Here is a 19,163-nt window from a genome sequence, read left to right on the forward strand (position 1 = left end):
ACCGCCGGGCGGTGCCCAACGTCACCACATCGTTACGGACACCCCGGCTCCCCTAGAGCGCGCGCACCCGGCCGAGGTGGTGCACCAGTCCGCCGGCTCCCGTGGTGCCGGTGCGCGCGTCGATGACCTCCCCCACCACGACGTCGTGGTCGCCCGCGTTCTTGATCCACGCCGTGCGGCACTCGAGCCAGCCCTGCGCGGCGTCGATCAGGGCGGCCCCCGAGTGCTCCCCCGTGTGGTGCGGCACCCCGATGAGCTGCCCGAACGCCGGCCGCCCCGGCATGGCCAGCCGTTCGGCGGCGACGACGGCCGAGCCGTCGAGGATGCTGACGGCCCAGGTGTCCACCTCGTCCAGGGCCTCGCGCAGCCGCGCGTCGGTGTACACACAGAAGAGCACCATCGGCGGGCGCAGCGAGACGGACGCCACCGCCGTCGCCGTCATGGCGAGGTCGAGGCGGCCCTGCCGCACGGAGACCACGGTGACGCCGCCGGGCAGCCGGCCCATCGTCGCCCGGTACCGCTCGACCAGGTCCTCGGACGCCGCCGCGCTCACCGCGCCGTCCCGGCCCGGCGGGCCGCGGGCCCGTCGGAGAACCAGGTCCGGGGCGCGAGCATCGACAGGGCGGCGGCCAGCGGCATGCCGAGCAGCCAGGCGTAGCTGAGGACCTGGTCGGTGACGAGCACGTCCCCGTTCGGGCTGACGAACGTCATGGTCTGGGTGGTCAGGACCCCGGCGAGCCCGAGCAGGAAGACGCCCGCGCCGTCGGCGGCGGAGCGGGCGAACACCGCACCGACGACCACGAGCGCGAGGGCGGCCGGCAGCCCCGTCGGCACCCCTCCCGCGGTCCAGCGGTGGACGAGCGTGCCGGCCGCGCCGACGACGACCCCGGCCACCACGGCGACGACGGCGGCCACGACCCTTCCGGTGCGGTCACCGCGGTCCGTGCGGTCGGTCATGCGACCGTCCCGCCGAGGAACGCGGCCAGCCGGTCGGTCCCCCGGGTGCCCGCGAGCCGGTCGCGGGTGAGGCCGTCGATCGTGCGGGGGTCGCTGAGCTCCTCCACCCGGTCCCGCCCGGGAGCCAGGCGCAGGCTCGCGGTGCCGAGCAGCGGCTGGAGGATGCCGTTGCTCACGGCGAACCAGCCGCACACCGGCAGGCCGCGGTTCTCCTGGCGGGTGAGGTCGAGCAGGTGCACGGCCTGCACCTGGGTGCGGTGCGCCTGCATGGCCTGCACGACGGCGGGGAGGACCGGCTTGACGTCGATGGTCAGGTCGACCTGCTCGTCGGGCACCACGACGGAGGGCAGCTCGTGGTCGGCCGCGACGGTGCCCAGGGCGTCGCCGCGGGTGCCGAACTGGGGCTGGCGGTCGACCATGGCGTCCAGCCAGCGCAGCGCGGCGCGGAACCGGGTCTCGGGCTCCACGATCCAGCCGACCACGGGCACGTCCCAGGGCTCGAGGTCCGACAGCGGGTCGTCGACCTCCTCGGTCGGCGCCGCGTCGGCGGCGAGCTCGACGGCGCGCATGGTCACCTGGTGCAGGTGGACGTGGTCGGGGTGGCCGTAGCTGCCGTGAGCCTCCTCGGTGATCACCACCTGCGGCCTCGCCCGGCGCACCACGGCCGCCAGCAGCCGTGCGGCGACCTCCACCGGCACGGAGGTCAGCGCGTCGGCGCCGGACTCGGTGCCCGGGCCGGCCAGCCCGGTACGGATCCAGGCCATGCCCGAGTCCGTGAAGTGCGTCGGCCGCTTCGCGGCCAGCCCCGGCTCGGTGTCGAGGAACCGGTGGGCGCGCACGCCGAGCGCCGAGAGCGCGCGCGAGAGCTCGTGCTCGCGCTCGTGCGCGAGGGCGGGGCGGTCGTCCGCGAGGTGGGCGAGCTCCGGCGTGAGGATCTCGCCGAGCTCGCCCCGGGTCGCGGTGACGACCCCGACGCCGACCCCCACCGAGGCGGCGCTCGCGAGGATGCCGCCCGCTCCCAGCGTCTCGTCGTCGGGGTGGGCGAAGACGCCGAGGAGCCCCCCGGGGATCATGGGGGCCCGGGATATCGCGTGCAGGTCCGTCATGTCCCCATCATGGCCCTGTCCGGGCTCGGTCGCAGGCGACCGGTCGGGCGTCAGACCTGGGCGGCGCGCCGGTTGCGGGACGTGGTGCGGAAGCGGTCCTGGGAGTCGAGGATGACCTTCCGGATCCGCACGGCCTCGGGCGTGACCTCGACGCACTCGTCCTCGGCGGCGAACTCGAGGGACTCCTCGAGGGTGAGCCGGCGCGGCGGCACGAGGTTCTCGAAGTTGTCCGCCGTGGAGGAGCGCATGTTGGTGAGCTTCTTCTCCTTGGTGATGTTGACGTCCATGTCCTCGTTGCGGGAGTTCTCCCCGACGACCTGGCCCTCGTACACCTCCGAGGTGGGCTCGACGAAGAACGAGCCGCGCTCCTGCAGGTTGATCATCGCGAACGGGGTGACCGAGCCGGCCCGGTCGGCCACGAGCGAACCCGTGTTGCGCAGCTCGATCGGTCCCTGCCACGGCTCGTAGCCCTCGGCGATCGAGGAGGCGATGCCGGTGCCGCGGGTCTCGGTGAGGAACTTGGTGCGGAACCCGATGAGCCCGCGGGCGGGCACGACGAACTCCATCCGGACCCACCCGGTGCCGTGGTTCGACATGGTCTCCATGCGCCCCTTGCGCTGGGCCATGAGCTGGGTGACGGTGCCGAGGTACTCCTCGGGCACGTCGATGGTCATGCGCTCCATGGGCTCGTGGCGCCTGCCGCCGATCTCCCGGGTGACCACCTGCGGCTTGCCGACGGTCAGCTCGAAGCCCTCGCGGCGCATCTGCTCGACGAGGATGGCCAGCGCGAGCTCGCCGCGGCCCTGGACCTCCCAGGCGTCCGGGCGCTCGGTGGGCAGCACCTTGAGCGAGACGTTGCCGATCAGCTCGCGGTCGAGGCGGTCCTTGACCTGGCGGGCGGTGACCTTGGCGCCCTTGACGCGGCCGGCCAGCGGCGAGGTGTTGATCCCGATCGTCATGGAGATGGCCGGGTCGTCGACGGTGATGAGCGGCAGCGGGCGGGGGTCCTCGGGGTCCACGAGGGACTCGCCGATGGTGATCTCCTCGATGCCGGCCACGGCGACGATGTCGCCGGCGAACGCCGACTCCGCGGGCACGCGGTCGAGCGCCTCGGTGCGCAGCAGCTCCGAGACGCGCACGTTCTTCGTGGTGCCGTCGGCGCGCGCCCAGAGCACGGACTGCCCCTTGCGCAGCTCGCCGTTGTGGATGCGCAGCAGCGCCAGGCGGCCGAGGAACGGCGACGCGTCGAGGTTGGTGACGTGCGCCTGGAGCGGGGCGTCCTCGTCGTAGGAGTAGGCGGGGATCTTCTCGATGATCGTCTCGAAGAGCGGCTCGAGGTCCTCGCTGTCCGGCAGCGTGCCGTCGGCGGGCTGGTTCAGGCTCGCCCGGCGGGCCTTCGCCGACGCGTACACGACCGGGACGTCGAGGATGGCGTCGAGGTCGAGGTCGTCGACCTCGTCGGCCAGGTCCGAGGCCAGGCCGAGCAGGAGGTCCTGGGCCTCGGAGACGACCTCGGAGATGCGCGAGTCGGGGCGGTCGACCTTGTTGACCACCAGGACCACCGGCAGCTTCGCGGCGAGGGCCTTGCGCAGCACGAACCGGGTCTGCGGCAGGGGGCCCTCGGAGGCGTCGACGAGCAGGACGACGCCGTCGACCATGCTCAGCCCGCGCTCGACCTCGCCGCCGAAGTCGGCGTGGCCGGGGGTGTCGATGACGTTGATCGTCAGGCCGTCCTCGAGGCCGGCCTTCTGCGCGGCCGGGCCGCGGTAGTGCACCGCGGTGTTCTTCGCGAGGATCGTGATGCCCTTCTCGCGCTCGAGGTCCCCGGAGTCCATCGCGCGCTCGTCGACGTGCTGGTGCTCGCCGAACGCGCCCGACTGCCACAGCATGGCGTCGACGAGCGTGGTCTTGCCGTGGTCGACGTGGGCGACGATCGCGACGTTGCGCAGGTCGGAGCGCAAAGGCATACGCGGGTACTCATTTCATCGAGAGGTTCTGCCCCGCGCGGCACGGCCCGGGGCGGGCCTCGGCAGCCCGCAGGACGTCCGACGGCGGTGGCAGGCACCCGAGCACGGGCACCGAGGGTCGATTCTACTGCGGAGGGTGCCTCTCGCGTCACCCCGGGCGGCTGTGCGCGCGGTCACGGGCCGAGCGGCGAGCCGCGGCGGGCAGGGATGATGACGCCATGGGACCGACCATCGTCTTCCGCCCGACCTCTGCCCGTCTCTACGCGGCGCTGTCCTGGGTCGTCGCGCTCGTCCTGCTCCTCGCCTTCGCCACCAACGGGGGCGTGGCGGAGATCCTGCAGTACGGGCCGGTCGCGCTCGCGCTCGCCGCCCTGGGCTGGGCGGTCTTCTGGCAGCCGCACGTGCGCGTCGAGGCCCGGGGCGTGACGCTGGCGAACGTCTTCCGCACCCACGAGGTCGGGTGGGACGCCGTCGAGCGCGTCGAGACGAGGTGGGGGCTGAACCTGCAGACCCCGGCCGGCCGGATCACCGCCTGGGGTGCGCCCGCCAAGGGCGGGCTGTTCGCCGGGCGGAGGTCGGCGGAGCAGCCGGAGCTGCTCGACACCGAGGGCACGGGCACCTTCGCCGCGAGCGGGGACTCGGTGCTCGTCGGGCGGGTGATCGAGCTGCGGGCCTCGGCACGCGCGGCCGGCGGCCACCTCGGTCCGGCGGGCGCGTGGGCCGGGGTCCGGTCCTCGACGAACGTCGCCGCGGTGGTCGCCGCCCTCGGCGGCCTGGCCCTCGCCGTCGTGGCCGCGACGACGCTCGGCTGAACCCCGGGCACGGCGCAGGGCCGGTGGTTTCCCACCGGCCCTGCGTCTGTTCCCCGTGAGGGACGTCAGCGAGTGATCACTCGGCGACGAAGCCCCAGTTCTCCGGACGGGTGGTGCTGAAGCCCTCCGCACCGAAGTTGGCGAGGTTGGCGACCGTGGCCACCAGGTCGGGACGCTGGTACAGCGGGAGGGTGTGCACCGACTCCCAGATCAGCTGGTCGGCCTGGTTCGTGAGCTCGATGCGCTTGTCGTTGTCGGTCTCGACGGCGATCTGGTCGATCAGCTCGTTCAGCTCGGGGTTGTTGAGCTTGGCGTAGTTCGAGGTGTTGGTCGACGGGTCGCCGTAGATCTGGCCGATGTTGGCCATGGGGTACGGCGTGCCGATCCACGAGAACGCCATGATCTCGAAGTCGCCGGCCTCGAGGGCCGGGCCGAACTCGTCGACCGGGGTCTGGACGAGCTCGAGGTTGATGCCGACCTCCTTGAGCTGCGCCTGGGCCAGCTGGCCCTCGTTCTCCGACACCGGCACGCCGGTGAGGACCGAGAACTTCACCGTCAGCGGCTGGCCGTCCTTCTCACGGATGCCGGTGGACTCGTTGAGCACCCAGCCGGCCTCCTCCAGGTCGGCGGCGGCGCGCTCCGGGTCGTAGTCGAACTCGCCCGCGTTGTCCTGGTAGCCGGCCTGACCCTCCATGAAGAAGTGGTTGCCGAGGGTGCCGATGAGGTCCTCCGGCATGCCCGCGAGGTCGGACTCGGCGATCGCCTGGCGGTCGATGGAGCGGGAGATCGCCTGGCGGACCGTCTGGTCCTGGATGAGCCCGGCGGTGGAGTTGAACGTGAAGTGGCGCCAGTTCGGGCCCTTGGCCTGGCGGGTCTCCGCCGTGGCAACGGTCTGCGCGAGCTGGTAGGCGTTCGGGTCGGGGCCGATGTCGAAGACGTCGATCTCGTTGTTCTGGAACGCGGTGCCGGTCGCGTCGGGCGCCACCACGCGGAACTGGATCTCGTCCAGCATCGCCTCGGGGCCCCACCAGTTCTCGTTCGGGACGAGGGTGAGGACCTGCTGGGCCTTGTCGATGTTGTCGACCTTGTACGGGCCGGTGAACCAGTCGGCCGGGTACTCCAGCCAGCCCTCGTTGAAGGTGGCGGCGTCGGCCAGGCCCTCGGCCGGGTAGACCTCGGAGACGATCGAGCTCCAGTCGGGGTAGGCGGCCTTGAAGGTGATGACGACCTCGAACTCGTCCTCGCCCTGCTCGACCGACTCGACCTGCTCGTACGGCTCCGTCTGGACGCACAGGATGTCGGCGTTCGAGCCGTCGCAGACCGTGAGCGACGCCTCGTAGTCCTCCCACGTGATCGGCTCGCCGCTGTTCCACTTGGCGTCCGGGTTGAGGGTCAGCGTGATGACCTGCTGCTCGCCCTCCATCTCGTCCGTGAAGTCGACCAGGTAGTTCTCGTTCGGCTGGGGCAGGCCCTCGCCGTCGTAGTCGAAGTTCCGCACGCTGAGCGCGTCCCGGATGTCCGTGTAGTCCGCGTTGTTCCCGTTGACGTGCATCGGGTTCCACTGCGGGGGCAGCTCAGAGACGGCGCGACGCAGCGTGCCGCCCTGCTCGAGCTGGTCACGGGGCGTGGCGTTGACCTGGAACAGGTCGCCCTCGCCGTCCGTGTTGACGCCGGGGCCGGCCTCGCCGCCGGCCGTGGTCTCGTTGTCCGAGCCCCCGGTCTCGCCGCCGTCGCCGCCGTCGCTGCAGGCTGCCAGGACGAGCGCGAGTGCCGCGCTGGTGGCGAGCACTGCTGCACGCTTGTTCGTGCGCACTGTAGAACCTCCATCAGGTGAGTCGAGAACGTCGGCGGTCACCCGCTGAAGGCAGACATCGGTCTGCGGCACGTTCTGTGGGATGTACTGAACCACGCACGGTGTGACATACCGCACGCTTACCGCAAATTCGGGGTCACTTGTGACCCAATTGAGACCCGCCGTCGCGGGCCCGCTCAGAAGACCTCCACCGCCTCCGCGTAGTGGCACGCCGAGCGCTGGTCGGGTGCCATCGGCCGCAGCGCCGGCTCCTCCGAGACGCACCGGGTGCGCTCGCCCTCGGAGAGGGTCAGGAACTTCTGGCACCTCGTGCGGAACCGGCAGCCCGACGGCGGGTTCGCCGGGGACGGCAGGTCGCCGGAGAGGATGATCCGCTCCCGCTTGCGCTCGAGCTCGGGGTCCGGCACCGGGATGGCCGAGAGCAGCGCCTGGGTGTACGGGTGCGTCGGACGCTCGAACACCTCGTCAACCTGGCCGACCTCGACGATCTTGCCCAGGTACATCACGGCCACGCGGTCGGCGATGTGCCGGACCACGGACAGGTCGTGGGCCACGAACAGGTAGCTCAGCCCCAGCTTCCCGCGCAGCTCGTCCAGCAGGTTGATCACCCCGGCCTGGATGGACACGTCGAGGGCCGAGACCGGCTCGTCGAGCACGAGCAGCTTGGGCTCGAGCGCCAGCGCCCGCGCGATGCCGATGCGCTGACGCTGGCCGCCCGAGAAGTGCTGGGGGTAGCGGTTGGCGTGCGAGGGCTCGAGCCCGACGAGGCGCATGAGCTCGCGCACCCGCTCCTCCGCCCACTTCCCGCGGACCCCGTTCGCCTCGAGCGGCTCGGCGATGATGTCGAAGACCGGCAGCCGCGGGTCCAGGGAGGCCATCGGGTCCTGGAAGACCACCTGGAGGTCGCGCCGCACGCGCTTGCGGGCCTGCCGCCCGCGGAGGGTGGCCACGTCGTTGCCCAGGACGACGACCGTCCCGTCCGAGGGGGCCCTCAGGTCGAGGATCTCCAGCAGCGTCGTCGTCTTGCCGCAGCCGGACTCCCCGACGAGCCCGAGGGTCTCCCCCGCACGGATGTCGAAGCTGACGCCGTCGACGGCGTGGACCGTGCCGACGCGGCGCTTGAAGACCGAGCCCTTCATCAGCGGGAAGTACCGCTGCAGGTCGGTGACCCGCAGCACCTCCTCGCGCTCCTCCCGGGGCAGCTCGGCGAGCGGGTGCTCGACGAGCCGCGGCAGCGGGTAGATCTCCTTGAACGTGAGGTCGTTCGCGGCGATCTCCTCCGACCGGTGGCACGCCGACGCGTGCCCGAGGCCCCGGGTGGGTGCGAGCGCGGGCTCGACCTCCCGGCAGACGTCGACGGCCATCGGGCACCGGGCGGCGAAGGGGCAGCCGGGCGGGAGGTCGAGCAGCGAGGGCGGGTTGCCCTCGACCGGGGCGAGCGCCCGCTTCTCCCCCTCGTCCGGGCGCGGCAGCGAGCCGAGCAGGCCGATCGTGTAGGGCATGGTGGAGCGGTAGTAGATGTCGTCGACCGGCCCGCTCTCGACCACGCGGCCCGCGTACATCACGGCGACCTTGTCCGCGAGGCCCGCCACGACCCCGAGGTCGTGGGTGATCATGACGACGGCGGCGCCGGTCTCCCGCTGCGCGGTCTTGAGCACGTCGAGGATCTGCGCCTGGATCGTCACGTCGAGGGCCGTCGTGGGCTCGTCGGCGATGATCAGGTCGGGGTCGTTCGCGATGGCCATGGCGATCATGGCCCGCTGGCGCATGCCGCCCGAGAACTCGTGCGGGAACGCCTTCACGCGAACCTGCGGGTTGGGGATCCCCACGAGGTCGAGGAGCTCGACCGCCCGGTCCTGGGCCGCACGGTCGTCCAGGTCGCGATGGGTCTGCAGCGCCTCCACGATCTGGTCGCCGACGGTGTAGACGGGCGTGAGGGCGGACAGCGGGTCCTGGAACACCATGCCCATCTGCTTGCCGCGGATGCGGGACATGTGGGCGTCGGAGCGGCCGAGCAGCTCCTCGCCGTGGAGCCGCACCGAGCCGGTCACCCGGGCGGTCTCGGGCAGCAGCCCCATCACGGACATCGAGGTCACCGACTTGCCCGAGCCTGACTCGCCCACGATCCCGAGCACCTCGCCGGCACTGACGGAGAAGCTCACGCCGCGGACGGCGTGGACCACGCCGTCCTCGGAGGGGAAGTCCACGGTGAGGTCCTTGACCTCGAGGACCGGGACGCCGGGGACCCGCCCCGGGCCCTGCGGGGCGGTGGTGGTCGCGGTACCACCGCCACGGTTCCTGCTGCGGCTGAGGATGTTCACGCGCGGCCTCCGGACCTCGACGAGGGGTCGAGGGCGTCGCGCAGCCCGTCGCCCACGAAGTTGATGAAGATCAGCATCAGGGTCAGCACCGTCGCGGGCGCCAGGAAGATCCACGGGTAGGTGGACGCCATCCGCTGCCCCTCGGCGATGAGCGTGCCGAGCGACGTCTCCGGCGCCTGCACGCCGAAGCCGAAGAACGAGAGCGACGTCTCCGCCAGCACGGCGGAGGCCACGGCGAGCGTGGCGTCGATGATCAGCAGCGACGAGATGTTCGGGATCACGTGCCGGAAGATGATCTTCGGGGTGGACACGGACATGTACTTCGCCGCGGTGACGTACTCCAGGCCCTTGATCCCCAGCGTCATCGACCGCACGACCCGGGCGGAGAGCATCCAGCCCAGGCCGGCCAGCAGCAGGATCAGCATGATCACCGAGCCGCGGCCCTGGCCCGTCTGCACCGAGATGATCGCGATGATGAAGAAGCTCGGCACCACGAGCAGCAGGTCGATGACCCACAGGGCCACCTTGTCGAACCAGCGGCCGTAGTAGGCGGCGAACGACCCGATCGTCGCGGCGACCAGCGTCTGGACGACGGCGACCCCCAGGCCGATGAGCATCGACTTGCGCAGCCCCTCGGCGGTGAGGGCGAAGACGTCCCGGCCGGCCTGCGTCGTCCCCAGCCAGTGGGCGTCGCTCGGCGGCTTGAGAAAGGCCGTCTGGTCGATCTGCGTGTAGGTCCACGGGCTCAGGTACGGGCCGGCGACGGCGAACGCCGCGAGCAGCAGGTAGCCGACGAGGCCGACGACGGCCGTCCTGTTGCGCAGGAATCGCCGCAGGATGATCCGGCGGCGCGAGAGCCGCCGGGTCGCGGCGGGGACGTCGCCGGTCGCCACCTCCGGCAGCTCAGCGGTCAGCGGCGCGTTCTTGTCCCCGGGCTCGTAGTCGAGCGGGATCCCCGCCGGGCCGCTCGCGCGGTTCCCGTTCGTCGTCGTCATCTCAGCTCACCCTCACTCGCGGGTCGAGGGCGGCGACGAGCACGTCGGAGAGCATCGCGCCGACCAGGACGCACACCCCGCCGAACGCCGCCACCGCGACCGACCCGTTGACGTCCTGCGCCGTGATCGCCTGCACGCCGTAGATGCCCATGCCGTGCCAGCCGTAGATCAGCTCCGTGAACGTCGCCCCCAGCACGAGGGTGGCGATGGTGAACGCGAAGTACGTGCCGGTGGGGATCAGGGCGGTGCGCAGCGCGTGCCGCCGCAGCGCCCGGCCCTTGCGCAGACCCTTCGCGCGCGCCGTGCGGACGTAGTCCGCGCCGAGCGTGTCGAGCATGAGGTTGCGCTGGATCCGGCTGTAGGACGCGACGCCGCTGAGCGTGAGCGTGATCGTCGGCAGCAGCAGGTGCTGGAGCCGGTCGAAGAGCGGCGCCAGCGGCCCGTCCCCGTGCCGGCCGGTCTCGCCGAGGAACTCGAAGAACTGGGTCCCGGTCGCCTGGTTGATCTGGATCGCGAGGATCTGCAGGACGACGGCGATCACCAGCGTCGGCGTCGAGATGATCACCAGGGAGAGCAGCGTGACGGCGCGGTCGCTGATGCGGTACTGGCGGGTCGCCGTCCAGGCGCCCAGCGCCACGCCGAGGGTGATGCCCAGCACCGACCCGATGGTCACCAGCCGCAGCGAGACCCACACGCGCGTGCCGATCTCCTCGTTCACACGGTTGCCGAAGGGCGTCTGCCCCCAGTCCCACGACGTGACGACGCCGATCAGCCACGTCCAGTACCGCTCGAGGACGGGCGTCTTGTCGTTGAGGTTGTACGCGGAGAGCGAGGCGTCGATCGAGGCGGGGTCGATCGGCGGGTTGCGCAGCTCGTACAGGGACCGCGGGTCGAGCTGGGTCGCCGCGAGGATGTACGTCAGGCTCACGGCGAGGAAGAGCAGGACCAGGTAGTTCAGGAACCTGCGCGAGAGGTACGGGAGCATGCTCTGTCTTTCGAGGCGCGGCCGGCCCCGGAGGTCGAGCCACTCGCGTGACCCGTCACTGGGTTCGACCTGACGGACGACGCCGCACGTGAGCAGGTGTGACGTGGCTCATGCGGCGTTCCGACAGAGTACATGCTCGTCCAATACTCCCGACCCGCCGAAGGTCACGGTACGGCCACGCCTGCACCTGCTCCGCCAAAAGCGACCGCCCGCCGTCGTGCCGGAGCACGGACGGCGGGCGGCCGGGAACGTCCGGACGCTACGCGCGGGGCGCCTCGGGCACCTCGGGACCGAGCTCGAGGCTCGCGCCCGGGATGGCCGCGAGCAGCTCGCGCGTGTACTGCTGACGCGGGTTCTCGAAGACCTCGTCGGTGGTCGCCTGCTCGACGATCCGGCCCTTCTCCATCACGGCCACCTGGTCGGCGATCTGCCGGACCACGGCGAGGTCGTGGGTGATGAACAGGTACGTCAGGCCGAGCTCCTTCTGCAGGTCGTTGAGCAGGGTCAGCACCTGCGCCTGGACCAGCACGTCCAGGGCCGAGACGGCCTCGTCGCAGACGATCAGCGAGGGCTGCAGGGCAAGGGCACGCGCGATGGCGACGCGCTGACGCTGCCCGCCCGAGAGCTCGTTCGGGTACCGGCGCATGGTCGACCTCGGCAGGGCGACCAGCTCCAGCAGCTCCGCGACCCGCGCGGCCCGGGACTTCTTGTCGCCGATGCTGTGGACCCGCAGCGGCTCCTCGATGGTCCGGAAGATGGAGTACATCGGGTCAAGCGAGCCGTACGGGTTCTGGAAGATCGGCTGCACCTGGCGGCGGAAGTTGAACAGCTCCCGCCGGCCGAGCGTCCCGACCTCGGTGCCCTCGAAGACCACGCGGCCCTCGGTGGGCTCGAGCAGGTTGAGCATGATGTTGGCGACCGTGGACTTGCCCGACCCGGACTCCCCCACCAGCGCCATCGTCGAGCCGCGCGGGACGGCGAACGAGACGTCGTCGACCGCCTTGAACTCCTTGCCCACCCCGGGCACGGCGCCGCGCAGGGAGAAGACCTTGGTGAGGTTCTGCACCTCGACGATGTTCCTCGCCCGCTCCGGGTGGCCCTCGCCCCTCGCGAGCAGCTCCTCGGTCTGGACGCCCTGCTCCTTGGCGCTCTGGATCCGCCGCGACGCCAGGGACGGCGCGGAGGCCACCAGGCGCCGGGTGTAGGGGTGCCGCGGGTCGGAGAGGATCTGCCGGGCCGGCCCGGACTCGACCACCCGGCCGCGGTGCATCACCACGAGGTGCTCGGCCCGCTCCGCGGCGAGCCCGAGGTCGTGCGTGATGAAGAGGACCGCGACGTGGCGAGACCGCGTGAGGTGGTCGAGGTGGTCGAGGATCTGGCGCTGGACGGTGACGTCGAGGGCGGAGGTCGGCTCGTCCGCGATGAGCAGCCGGGGTTCCCCGGCGAGGCCGATGCCGATGAGCGCGCGCTGGCGCATGCCGCCCGAGAACTCGTGCGGGTACTGCTTCGCGCGGCGGGCGGCGTCCGGCAGCCCGGCCGCCGCGAGCACCTTCTCCACCTCGGCGTCCGCGTCCTTGCCCTTGGCGACGCCGTTCGCGACGAGGGCCTCCTTGACCTGAAAACCGATCTTCCAGACCGGGTTCAGGTTGGACATCGGGTCCTGCGGGACCAGGCCGATCTCCCGCCCGCGCAGGTCCTCGATCTCCTTGCGGGAGGCGCCGACGAGCTCGCGCCCGCCGAACTTGATCGAGCCCCCGGTCACGCGGCCGGTGCCCGGCAGCAGGTCGATGATCGCGTGCGCGGTGGTGGACTTGCCGGAGCCGGACTCGCCCACGATCGCCACGGACTGGCCGGGGTACACGGTCAGGTTCGCGCCGCGGACGGCGGGCACCATGCCCGTCGAGGACTGGAAGGCGACCTCGAGGTCACGGATCTCCAGCAGCGGGGTGTTGGCGTCGACGGTCTCGGCGACCGCCGTCGTCGTCGCGGTGAGGTTCTCCGTCATCGGGTGCGCACCTTCGGGTCCAGGGCGTCGCGCACCGCGTCACCCATCATGATGAAGCCCAGCACCGTGATGGCGAGGGCGCCTGCCGGGTAGAAGAGCACCTCCGGCCGCGTGCGCAGCGACTGCTGCGCGATGGAGATGTCCCCGCCCCAGGAGACGACGTTCGGCGGCAGGCCGATGCCGAGGAAGCTCAGGGTGGCCTCCGCGACGATGAACGTGCCCAGCGCGACGGTCGCGTAGACGATGATCGGCGCGGCCGCGTTGGGCAGGATGTGCTTGGTCAGCGCCGAGATCCGGCTGACGCCGAGCGACTTCGCCGCGGTGACGTAGTCGTTGTTCTTCACGCTCATGACCGAGCCGCGGGTGATGCGTGCGATCTGGGTCCAGCCGAACGAGGCCAGCACCGCGACGACGGTCAGCGAGGTCCTGTTCTCGCTGAAGAGCTGCATGATCACGATCGCGGCGAGCGTCAGCGGGATCGCGAAGAAGATGTCGGTGATGCGCGAGAGGATCGTGTCGAACCAGCCGCCGAAGAAGCCGGCGACGGCGCCCATGACGGTGCCGATGATCAGCACGGCCAGGGTGGTGAGCACACCCACGATCACCGAGGGGCGTGCGCCGTAGATGACCCGGGAGTAGATGTCGCAGCCCTGCTTGTCGAACCCGAAGGGGTGACCGGCGGCGGAGCCGCCGAGGCTGTTGGAGAGCTCGCAGAACCGGGGGTTCTGCGAGGTGAAAAGGCTCGGGAACGCCGCGACGACGACGACGAGCGCGATGATGGCCGCGGCGACCCAGAAGAGCGGACGACGGCGGAGCTTGTGCCAGGCCTCGCTCCACAGGCTGGAGGGGGCGCCGGAGTCGTCGACGGCGTCGACGGCGCCGAGGCCCGTCTCGTCCATCTCCGCGAAGAAGTGCTCCTGGTGGCGCCGCGTGGCGAGGGGCTCCGGACCGCGTCCCGGGCCGGTGTGGATGATGTCAGGCATAACGGATCCTCGGGTCCAGAGCGGCGTACAGAAGGTCGACGACGAGGTTCGCGACGATGTAGATCAGGACCAGCACGGTGGTCAGCGAGACGACCGTGGCGTTCTCCCCCTGCAGGACGGCCCGGTAGAGGGTGCCGCCCACGCCGTTGATGTTGAAGATGCCCTCGGTGACGATCGCCCCGCCCATGAGGGCGCCCAGGTCGGCACCGAGGAAGGTCACGACCGGGATGAGGGAGTTGCGCAGCACGTGCACGTTGATGACGCGGCCACGGGAGAGCCCCTTGGCGGTCGCCGTGCGCACGTAGTCGGCGGTGAGGTTCTCCGAGACCGACGTCCGCGTCAGGCGGATGACGTAGGCGAAGGACACCGCTCCGAGCACCAGCGCCGGCATGAGCAGGCTCTTGAAGTCCGGGTCGCTGCCTGCCGTCGTCGGCAACCAGCCCAGCTGGACCCCGACGAAGAACTGCAGCACGAACCCGATGACGAACGTCGGCACCGCGATGACGAAGAGGCTCGTGACCAGGGCGGTGGCGTCGAAGATGCCGCCGCGGCGCAGGCCGGCGACCAGGCCGACCAGCACGCCGAACACCGCCTCGAAGACGAGCGCCATGATGGCGAGCTTGAACGTGACGGGCAGCGCGCCCTTGATCACGTCGAAGACGTCGCGGCCGGAGAAGGTGATCCCGAAGTCCAGCGTCAGGATGCCCTGGAGATAGAGCAGGTACTGGACGATGAACGGCTCGTCGAGGTTGTACTGCTGGCGGATCTGGTCCTTGACGGCGTCCGGCAGCCCGCGCTCACCGCCGAGCGCCGCGACCGGGTCGCCGGGCAGGGCGAACACCATGAAATAGATGAGCAGCGTGGCCCCCAGGAACACGGGGATCACCTGCAGGATCCTGCGCCCGATGTACCGGAGCATCAGGTCCCTCCTCGATCAAGTCGTTTTTTCAGACACTACGCGTGGACGTCGGCGGGCCATCGTGGCTCGGCGTCGACGGGGGTGCGAGGGACGACGATACGTCGTCGTCCCGTGACGCACGAAGCCGGGGGCCGGACCTTGCGGGTCCCACCCCCGGCTCCGGGGCGCCTACGAGTGAGAAGCGTCACTCCAGCCGCGTGAGCGGCGTCACCGTCCGGGGTGAGAACGATCACCCCCGGTCGGTCACTCCGACTTGGTGACCTGGTAGAGCAGCGGCTCGGAGTCCCAGCCGAACTCGACGTTGTCGACCGTGTCGGCCCAGCCACCGGTGACGTTCTGGTACCACAGCGGGATACCCGGCAGGTCGCGGAAGAGGACCTCCTGCGCCTGCAGGAAGAACTCGTTGGCCTCCTCGATGGACTCGGCCGAGTTGCCCTGCGCCATGAGGGACTCGAACTCCTCGGAGGCGTAGAACGCGTCGTTGGAGCCCGCACCCTCGGTGTAGATCGGCGCGAGGAAGTTGGCCAGCGACGGGTAGTCGCCCTGCCAGCCGGCGCGGAACATGCCGGTCATCTGCTTGTTGTCCCGCGCGTCGAGGAACTCGGAGAACTGCGCGTAGGGCTCCATCTCCGCCTCGATGCCGAGGGTGTTGCGGATGGAGTTGTTCACCGCGTCGACCCACGGCTGGTGGTCCGAGTCGGTGTTCGTGGCGATCGTGAACGTGCGGTCGCCCCACGGCTCGATGGCCTCGGCCTCGGCCCACAGCTCCTTGGCGCGCTCCGGGTCGAACTCGAGCACCTCGTTACCCGGGACCTCCTCGCTCCAGCCGGCGATGACCGGGGAAGTGAAGTCCTTGGCGGGGGTGCGGGTGCCGTTGAAGATCACCTCGGTGACCTCGTCGCGGTTGATCGCGTGGGAGATCGCCTGCCGGCGCAGGAGCCCCGCCTCGCCCGACCACTCGGGCAGGTACGACGGGACGCTGAGGGTCTGGTTGATGGCCGCCGGCTGGTTGACGGAGCGGCCCTCGAGCTCGTCCTCGAACGAGGTGATCGAGGAGTTCGGGATGTTCTCGATGACGTCGAGGTTCCCCGAGAGCAGGTCGGCGTACGCCGCGTCCTCCTGCTCGTAGAACACCACGGACACGCCGCCGTTCTGGGGCGCGCGCCCGCCCTTGTACTCGGGGTTCGGCACCATGTCCACGCGGACGTTGTGCTCCCACGCACCCTCGCCGTCGAACATGTACGGGCCGTTGCCCACCGGGTTCTCGCCGAAGGCCTCGGGGTCCTCGAAGAAGACCTCGGGCAGCGGGTAGTACGCGGTGTAGCCCAGGCGCAGCGGGAAGTCCGCCTCGGGCTGGACGAGCTTGACGGTGAACGTCAGGTCGTCGACGACCTCGAGACCCGTGAGCTCGGAGTCCTCGTCGTAGGAGAAGCCCTCGATGATCTCGAAGAAGTAGCTGTTGTTCTGGGCGTTGCTCAGCAGCGCGCCGTAGTTCCAGGCGTCGACGAAGCTGCTCGCGGTGACGGGTGAGCCGTCGGAGAACGTCCAGCCGTCCTGCAGCTTGATCGTGAAGGTCTGGTTGTCCTCGGTCTCGATGGACTCGGCGATCTCGTTCTCGACGCTGCCGTCCGCGTTGTAGCGGACGAGTCCCGCGAAGAGCTGGGTCATGATGCGGCCGCCGCCGGTCTCGTTCGTGTGGGCGGGCAGCAGCGGGTTCTGCGGCTCCGTGCCGTTGACCGTCACGATCCCGCTGCTGGTGGCGCCGTCGGTGGCACCGGCGGTCTCGTCGGCGGCGGTGTCGTCGCCGGACGAGCCGCACGCGGCGAGCACGAGGGAGCCCGTGAGAATCGTGGCGGCCATGCCCGCCATGCGCTTGGTCTTCAATGTTCCTCCTGATGAGTGAGCGGAACGCTCGCCCGCCGATGGCGCCCAGGTCCCGGGCACAGGCACACGGGCCTCGTCGGCGAGATTAGGGAACGATATGTCGCCTGTGGAGGTGCACCGGCACCCACCACCCGATCGTTACCCGATCGTGACCGCATCGTGAGACGTGGCCCCCTGCCGGAGCCGCGTCCCCTGGGGCTTTCGTCCCTGTCCGGCGTCACCGACGCCGGCGGAACGCCCAGGCCAGCACGGCGACCGCGACGAGGAGCTGACCGCCCACGGCGAGCCGGTTGACGTCGAGGGCGGGCTGCCACTGCACCGAGCCGTCGCGCACGACGAACACGCCCGCCGGCTTCGCCATCACCCCGAACCCGCCTCCGCCGCCCTCGCCCTCGGCGCCCCGGGCCCCGCCGTCCTGGACGCCGAGCGAGCCCTGGGCGTCCGGGCGTGCCGCTCCCCCGTAGCCCATGCCGGAGCCACCCGTCACCTTGGCGACGGGGATGACCGTGGTGTCCCCGCTGACGTAGGCCTCGCCGAACACGCGGCGCACGGTGAGGGCGTCGCGCGCGGACTCGGTGATCAGGTCGACGCTCGTGCTGCCTCGGTCGGACACGTCATCCTCCAGCTCGGGACGCCGGGGGCCACGGGCCGCCAGGCGGGTCCCGACCAGCGTAGGCGACACGCCCGGACGCGGTGCCGGCTTCGTCGACCGGAATCGGCGCGCTGGCGCCGATCGTGCGGGACCGGCCCCCGCCACCTGCGGGCCGCCGGGGTTGCGCGGGCCCCCGGCCACGCACCACGGTGGAGGGGTCCGAGGCGCGTGCGGACCGCTCCACGAGGTGGTCGTAGGCGTCGCCGCCGGCCCACCGGTCGGCTCCCCCGCACCGACGACAGGAGAACCATGCTCACCCTCACCCGCAACGCCCAGGCCGCCGTGAAGGGCCTCGCCACGGAGGCCGGCCTGCCGGACGGCGGCGGTGTGCGCATCGCGCTGACCGCCGAGCAGGACCAGCTCGAGATGAGCCTGGTGGCCGAGCCGCTCGAGAGCGACCAGGTCATCGACGCCGAGGAGGCCAAGGTCTTCGTCTCCGAGGAGACCTCCCCCATCCTCTCGGGGCACACCCTCGACGCCGCCCAGACGCCGGAAGGCATCGGCTTCAGCCTGCACCCGCAGGAGCCCGAGGCCTGATCCCCCGCCGCGGCGCCCACCTCCAGGGGTGGGCGCCGTCGTCGTCCCCGCCTCTGTCGATGAGAGACGCCCGGCTACGCGGGACGGCGCGGCACGACGGCGAAGCGCCGGTTCGCCAGGGACGGGTTGCGCTCGCGCACCGCGCGCACCTTCGCCGCGGAGACGTCCACGACGGCGACCCCAGGCTCCTCCCCGAGCGCCGCCAGGATCTCGCCGGAGGGATCGACCCCGAGCGAGCGGCCCGTGCGGTGGCGGCCGCACTGCCCGCTGGCCAGCACGTAGACCGTGTTCTCGATGGCCCGGGCCCGGGCGAGCACCTCCCAGTGGGTCGCCTTGCCGGGCCCCGCCATCCAGGTGGACGGGACGGCGAGCACGTCCGCCCCGGCGTCGACGAGGAACCTCGCCATCTCGGGGAACCGCAGGTCGTAGCAGGTCATCACGCCCACGTGGAGGTCGCCGACGGGCAGCACGAGCGGTTCCGGGGAGGCTGCGGCCAGGCGGTCGGACTCGCGGTCGCCGAACGCGTCGTAGAGGTGCACCTTGCGGTAGGCGCCGGCGAGGGCACCGTCAGGCCCGAGCGCCACGACGGTGTTGGCGGGCCGGTCGGCGGTCGTCTCCGTCATGCCGGCGAGGACCGTGACCTGGTGCTCGCGCGCCAGGCGGGCGAGCGCGGTGACGAAGGCGCCGTCCAGCGGCTCGGCCTGGGCGCGCAGGGACTCGGCGTCCGGCCGTGGGTCCCAGGACATCGTGTACTCGGGCAGCACCACCAGCTCCGCGCCGTCCGCGGCCGCCCGGGCCACGAGGGTGGCGGCGGCGTCGAGGTTGGCCGCCTTGTCCGTCGTCGCCGCGAGCTGGGCGAGGGCCATCCGCATGCCCCGAGGGTACGGCCCACCGGGCGGCACGGCGCCGTCGCGGCTAGCGTCAGTGCGCATGGGACCCCTGACCCGCGCGGCCGACGCCGCGATCCGCGGCTACCAGCAGCACCTCTCCCCGCGGAAGAGCTGGAGCTGCGCCCACCTGGTCGCCCACGGCGGCCGGTCCTGCTCGGCCGCGGTGCGCGAGATCATCGCGGCTCGGGGGCTGGTGCGCGGGGCTGTGCCCACGGCGCTGCGGTTCCTCGCGTGCTACCGCGCGGCGGCTCTGCTGGCGCAGACGGACGTGCAGGGCGTGTGCTGCTGCGGCGGCATCCCGATCCCGTTCCGCTTCGGCGGGCGCTGACCGGGGTCA

At 71.3% G+C, this 19,163-nt stretch carries 17 protein-coding genes; 3 read left to right on the forward strand and 14 right to left on the reverse strand.

The features are described from left to right. Positions 1–52 precede the first annotated feature (52 nt). Genes KZX45_RS10320 through typA form a run of 4 tightly spaced genes read right to left on the reverse strand, consistent with a single transcriptional unit; the run spans position 53 to position 4,030 of the window. Complete coding sequence (locus KZX45_RS10320; protein ID WP_248257654.1) at positions 53–553, reverse strand: flavin reductase family protein; 501 nt, start codon at positions 551–553, stop codon at positions 53–55. After that, on the reverse strand, positions 550–957 hold the full coding sequence (locus tag KZX45_RS10325; RefSeq protein ID WP_248257655.1) for a DUF6113 family protein: 408 nt from the start codon (positions 955–957) through the stop codon (positions 550–552). Before KZX45_RS10325 ends, KZX45_RS10320 begins: the two co-directional genes overlap by 4 nt. Further along, the gene (locus KZX45_RS10330; protein WP_248257656.1) at positions 954–2,063 is read right to left on the reverse strand and encodes a PIG-L family deacetylase; all 1,110 of its coding nucleotides are present in this window, start codon (positions 2,061–2,063) and stop codon (positions 954–956) included. Before KZX45_RS10330 ends, KZX45_RS10325 begins: the two co-directional genes overlap by 4 nt. 50 nt (positions 2,064–2,113) lie before the next feature. Next, complete coding sequence (gene typA, locus KZX45_RS10335) at positions 2,114–4,030, reverse strand: translational GTPase TypA (protein ID WP_248257657.1); 1,917 nt, start codon at positions 4,028–4,030, stop codon at positions 2,114–2,116. Positions 4,031–4,248: 218 nt separating this feature from the next. On the opposite strand from typA, the gene KZX45_RS10340 reads away from it, so the two are divergent. After that, complete coding sequence (locus KZX45_RS10340) at positions 4,249–4,842, forward strand: PH domain-containing protein (RefSeq protein WP_248257658.1); 594 nt, start codon at positions 4,249–4,251, stop codon at positions 4,840–4,842. 76 nt (positions 4,843–4,918) lie between these two features. Here the strand turns inward: KZX45_RS10340 and KZX45_RS10345 are convergent, their stop codons facing one another. From KZX45_RS10345 to KZX45_RS10385, 9 genes are all read right to left on the reverse strand, one after another. After that, positions 4,919–6,655, reverse strand: a complete 1,737-nt coding sequence (locus KZX45_RS10345; RefSeq protein WP_248257659.1) for an ABC transporter family substrate-binding protein — start codon at positions 6,653–6,655, stop codon at positions 4,919–4,921. Between the two features lie 176 nt (positions 6,656–6,831). Next, on the reverse strand, positions 6,832–8,970 hold the full coding sequence (locus KZX45_RS10350; RefSeq protein ID WP_374112586.1) for a dipeptide ABC transporter ATP-binding protein: 2,139 nt from the start codon (positions 8,968–8,970) through the stop codon (positions 6,832–6,834). Positions 8,971–8,972: 2 nt separating this feature from the next. Then, positions 8,973–9,971, reverse strand: a complete 999-nt coding sequence (locus KZX45_RS10355) for an ABC transporter permease (RefSeq protein WP_248257660.1) — start codon at positions 9,969–9,971, stop codon at positions 8,973–8,975. Position 9,972: 1 nt separating this feature from the next. Continuing rightward, positions 9,973–10,956, reverse strand: coding sequence for an ABC transporter permease (locus tag KZX45_RS10360; RefSeq protein WP_248257661.1), 984 nt, complete (start codon positions 10,954–10,956; stop codon positions 9,973–9,975). Between the two features lie 259 nt (positions 10,957–11,215). After that, a complete protein-coding gene (locus tag KZX45_RS10365) occupies positions 11,216–12,961 on the reverse strand; it encodes an ABC transporter ATP-binding protein (protein WP_248257662.1) in 1,746 nt (581 codons plus the stop codon). After that, positions 12,958–13,944, reverse strand: a complete 987-nt coding sequence (locus KZX45_RS10370; RefSeq protein ID WP_248257663.1) for an ABC transporter permease — start codon at positions 13,942–13,944, stop codon at positions 12,958–12,960. The genes KZX45_RS10365 and KZX45_RS10370 overlap by 4 nt, the downstream gene beginning before the upstream one ends. Then, the gene (locus tag KZX45_RS10375) at positions 13,937–14,863 is read right to left on the reverse strand and encodes an ABC transporter permease (protein WP_248257664.1); all 927 of its coding nucleotides are present in this window, start codon (positions 14,861–14,863) and stop codon (positions 13,937–13,939) included. The genes KZX45_RS10370 and KZX45_RS10375 overlap by 8 nt, the downstream gene beginning before the upstream one ends. 243 nt (positions 14,864–15,106) lie before the next feature. Further along, positions 15,107–16,747, reverse strand: coding sequence for an ABC transporter substrate-binding protein (locus KZX45_RS10380; RefSeq protein WP_308221725.1), 1,641 nt, complete (start codon positions 16,745–16,747; stop codon positions 15,107–15,109). 217 nt (positions 16,748–16,964) lie between these two features. After that, the gene (locus KZX45_RS10385) at positions 16,965–17,360 is read right to left on the reverse strand and encodes a spore germination protein GerW family protein (RefSeq protein WP_248257665.1); all 396 of its coding nucleotides are present in this window, start codon (positions 17,358–17,360) and stop codon (positions 16,965–16,967) included. Between the two features lie 288 nt (positions 17,361–17,648). Between KZX45_RS10385 and KZX45_RS10390 the strand changes: the two genes are divergently transcribed. Then, positions 17,649–17,936 carry a Fe-S cluster assembly protein HesB gene (locus KZX45_RS10390; protein ID WP_248257666.1) on the forward strand — a complete coding sequence of 96 codons (288 nt, stop codon included), beginning with the start codon at positions 17,649–17,651 and terminating at the stop codon, positions 17,934–17,936. 74 nt (positions 17,937–18,010) lie between these two features. On the opposite strand, the gene KZX45_RS10395 is transcribed toward KZX45_RS10390, so the two are convergent. After that, positions 18,011–18,808 carry a carbon-nitrogen hydrolase family protein gene (locus KZX45_RS10395; RefSeq protein WP_248257667.1) on the reverse strand — a complete coding sequence of 266 codons (798 nt, stop codon included), beginning with the start codon at positions 18,806–18,808 and terminating at the stop codon, positions 18,011–18,013. Positions 18,809–18,866: 58 nt separating this feature from the next. Between KZX45_RS10395 and yidD the strand changes: the two genes are divergently transcribed. Continuing rightward, positions 18,867–19,154, forward strand: coding sequence for a membrane protein insertion efficiency factor YidD (gene yidD / locus KZX45_RS10400; protein WP_248257668.1), 288 nt, complete (start codon positions 18,867–18,869; stop codon positions 19,152–19,154). Positions 19,155–19,163: the final 9 nt, after the last annotated feature.

The organism is Georgenia sp. EYE_87 (assembly GCF_023148685.1).
Classification (GTDB): Bacteria; Actinomycetota; Actinomycetes; order Actinomycetales; family Actinomycetaceae; genus Georgenia.

Excerpts from the sequence above, each read along its gene's own strand:
- KZX45_RS10390 (WP_248257666.1), top strand. The coding sequence starts at position 17,649 with ATGCTCACCCTCACCCGCAACGCCCAGGCCGCCGTGAAGGGCCTCGCC.
- yidD (WP_248257668.1), top strand. The coding sequence starts at position 18,867 with ATGGGACCCCTGACCCGCGCGGCCGACGCCGCGATCCGCGGCTACCAG.
- KZX45_RS10375 (WP_248257664.1), bottom strand. The coding sequence starts at position 14,863 with ATGCTCCGGTACATCGGGCGCAGGATCCTGCAGGTGATCCCCGTGTTC.
- KZX45_RS10370 (WP_248257663.1), bottom strand. The coding sequence starts at position 13,944 with ATGCCTGACATCATCCACACCGGCCCGGGACGCGGTCCGGAGCCCCTC.
- KZX45_RS10395 (WP_248257667.1), bottom strand. The coding sequence starts at position 18,808 with ATGCGGATGGCCCTCGCCCAGCTCGCGGCGACGACGGACAAGGCGGCC.
- typA (WP_248257657.1), bottom strand. The coding sequence starts at position 4,030 with ATGCCTTTGCGCTCCGACCTGCGCAACGTCGCGATCGTCGCCCACGTC.
- KZX45_RS10365 (WP_248257662.1), bottom strand. The coding sequence starts at position 12,961 with ATGACGGAGAACCTCACCGCGACGACGACGGCGGTCGCCGAGACCGTC.
- KZX45_RS10340 (WP_248257658.1), top strand. The coding sequence starts at position 4,249 with ATGGGACCGACCATCGTCTTCCGCCCGACCTCTGCCCGTCTCTACGCG.
- KZX45_RS10355 (WP_248257660.1), bottom strand. The coding sequence starts at position 9,971 with ATGACGACGACGAACGGGAACCGCGCGAGCGGCCCGGCGGGGATCCCG.
- KZX45_RS10360 (WP_248257661.1), bottom strand. The coding sequence starts at position 10,956 with ATGCTCCCGTACCTCTCGCGCAGGTTCCTGAACTACCTGGTCCTGCTC.
- KZX45_RS10330 (WP_248257656.1), bottom strand. The coding sequence starts at position 2,063 with ATGACGGACCTGCACGCGATATCCCGGGCCCCCATGATCCCCGGGGGG.
- KZX45_RS10325 (WP_248257655.1), bottom strand. The coding sequence starts at position 957 with ATGACCGACCGCACGGACCGCGGTGACCGCACCGGAAGGGTCGTGGCC.